2 protein-coding genes are annotated in these 2871 nt (G+C 49.6%); both read left to right on the forward strand.

Annotated features, from left to right (window positions below):
* Positions 1-1624 (forward strand): C10 family peptidase (locus tag JX312_RS11645; RefSeq protein WP_204458102.1); only part of this gene is annotated, 1624 nt, incomplete at its 5' end.
* Positions 1625-1833: 209 nt separating this feature from the next.
* A partial coding sequence (locus JX312_RS11650) for an immune inhibitor A domain-containing protein (protein ID WP_204458103.1) occupies positions 1834-2871 on the forward strand: 1038 nt, incomplete at its 3' end.

A 2871-nucleotide genomic window follows, 5' to 3' on the forward strand; every position in this document is an offset into this window, starting at 1 on the left:
CGTCTGCGACGGTTATGCCGGTGACGGCTATTTCCATTTCAACTGGGGTTGGGGAGGAATGTCTGACGGCTATTTCCTTCTCGCTGCCCTTGATCCCGGCTCTGTCGGCATTGGCGGCGGCACCGGAAGCGACGGCTTCAATTACGCCCAGGATATAATTATAGGTATTCAGCCCGGAGCTTCTTATTCCTACACTCCAAGGATGACCCAGTTAGGGAATCTTTCCGCCACCGTTTCCGGCAAGTCCGTCACCATGACACTCGACTACGGCGGCAGGCAGGGTTATTGGGTGAACACAGACATCAGGGAGATAGATGTTAATTTCGGTGTTACCATAGAGCCGACATTCGCCGGGGCGCAGGGTGGGGGTGCCCTCAAGCTCCAGTCGGGAGCTATTGCCGCCCCTTCGCTCACACCGACAGACGGTGGCTACCAGGTTCGTTATGCGGGCTATGAAGGTAAGGTGTCTTTCAATATTCCAGATGGTCTTGCCGACGGCAGCTATCGCGTTACGGTCAGTTCCCAGCAGAATGGCAATCCCGAAGCCCTATGGCTTCCAGTGCTCAAGGAGCAGGGATGTGTAAACTCCTTCTATATTACAAAATCAGCGGGCAGGTATGAGGTTTCCACTTCATTGCCGTCAGTGGTTGCAGTCACCGGTGCCGAGGTTGTAGGCAAGCTCTATTACGGCTGCGCCTCCCGCTTGAACGTGACTGTGGGGAACACCTCGCAGGAAGCGACAATCGCCACTCTCAAGCCATGTCTATACAGCGGCGATGTGTGTGCCATGGAGGGTGATGCCTTCGAGGTTTCCCTCTCCGGAGGAGAATCAAGGCAGGTCGATCTGACCACTGTCTTCCGCATATTGCCGGGTGTAGCTGCTCCTTCGCGATTGACATCATATAAGCTGCGTTTCGTAGATGCTGAGACAGGGGAGCCTCAAGACTGGAACGCGTCTGTGCGCATGTATGTTAACGCGGCGGTTTCATTGGGTGTAAACGAGTTCGTTGCTGAGAATGCAACACTGACCGGCGACAAGGAGGGAGACACGACTGTCCCTAACGTTTACGAAGTGAGTACCGGTTCGTCACTCATGCTGAAGGCAGTGGTAGAGAACCTTGGTGCATATTTCGGTTACGGCATATCGGCACAGGTGTCACCTGCATCTGACACAGGTAACATACTTGCCACGGTGAAGTTCGGTCCGGATCTGTTCCTGGCTGAGAAGTCTGAGACGGCGACGATCACGTCGACGCTCTCCACTGACGGTATCGGGGGATATGACCTCTACCGGGTTCGGCTATATGCCATGGCTCCCAACGGTTTCGCTGAAATAAAGGGAGCGCCGGAGATCTATTTCCGTCTTTCTTCGTCAGGAGTGTCGGAAGTTGATGCCCTTGGTGTAGGGGAGGTAAGTTTCGACCGTGGCAGCCGGAAGGTGTTCGCTAACGGTGATGTATCCGGTCTGGACCTCTACGACATAAGTGGCTCGAGGATTGCTGCGGAACCGGTGGCAGACGGAGAACGCTTGTCGGCACGCGTTGACGATGCCATGAGTGGCATCGTGATAGCAGTAGCGCGTTACCGCTCCGGAGCTGTCAAGACATTGAAGATAGTTTTGTAGTTTATTTTCAGTTTTCAGAAAATTAGTTTTCGGTTTTCGGTTTTCAGTTTTCAGAGATTTGCGGCTAATTTATATGCCGAATCTTATGGTGCTGAAAACCGAAAACTAATTTTCTGAAAACTGAAAACCGAAAACTGAAAACTTATAGTAATCTATGGATGTTCAGATATAAATTGTTAAATTAGCGGGAGATTTAACATGTTGTTTTGATGAAATTAATTAGCAAAAAATATTTTGTTGCCTTGATAGTTGCCTTGGCTACGGGAAGCGCATGGGGAAAACAGGCGATAAGGATTCCGTTGGCTGTGACTCAGCCTGACGGCACCAAGGTTACTATAGTGAAGCGGGGCAATGCCGCCTGCAAAAGTATTTATACCCTCGACGGCTATCTGCTTAAATATGACGACAAACTGGGATATGTTTACGCCGTGCCTCAGCCCGACGGAAGCATAGAGGCTTCGGGGATAGTTGCGCGTAATGCTGAGATGCGTTCCGCTTCCGATAATATGTTCCTTGAGAATATTTCCAAGGAAGAGACGGCAAAGGCGATAGAGGCGATGTCTCTTCGTGCTGCGGAATCAGGACGTTTCCAACTTAAAGGCAAAACTCCCGCTTTCATTGCAGGGAGTATTATGAATACACGCGGTCCTGGTCTTTATGATTATTCGTTCCCTTGCACCGGAAAACAGAAAGTGCTTGTCATACTTGCGGAATTTAAGGATATAAAATTCAATTCCAAGAATAAATCTCCATACAACAAGATAGATGCGCACACCTATTTCACTGAGATGTTGAATAAGGAAGGATTCGATACATATGGCGGTACCGGTTCTGCCCGTGACTGGTTTCTTGATAATTCTAACGGAAAATTCGATCCTGAATTTGATGTGTTCGGTCCTGTAACACTCCCTCATAATGTAAGTTATTATGGTAGGAATCTCGGAAATGGAGAAGATGCCAACCCTCATCAGATGATCATAGATGCGTGCAAGGCACTTGACGGGGAAATTGATTTCAAAGATTATGACCGTAACGGAGACGGTTATGTGGATAACGTGTATGTTTTCTATGCCGGTTACGGAGAAGCTGACACTGTAGGGCAGAAGGATACCATCTGGCCGCATTCCTGGGAGATTTCATGGGCAACCGCCCCGAATAATAACACACCAGGAGAGCCATTGGAACTTGACGGTGTCTATATTGACCGCTACGCCTGTTCCAACGAGACATGTGGCATAATTGGTGAT

This window comes from Barnesiella sp. CU968, assembly GCF_905219685.1.
GTDB classification, from domain to species: Bacteria; Bacteroidota; Bacteroidia; order Bacteroidales; family Muribaculaceae; genus Lepagella; species Lepagella muris_A.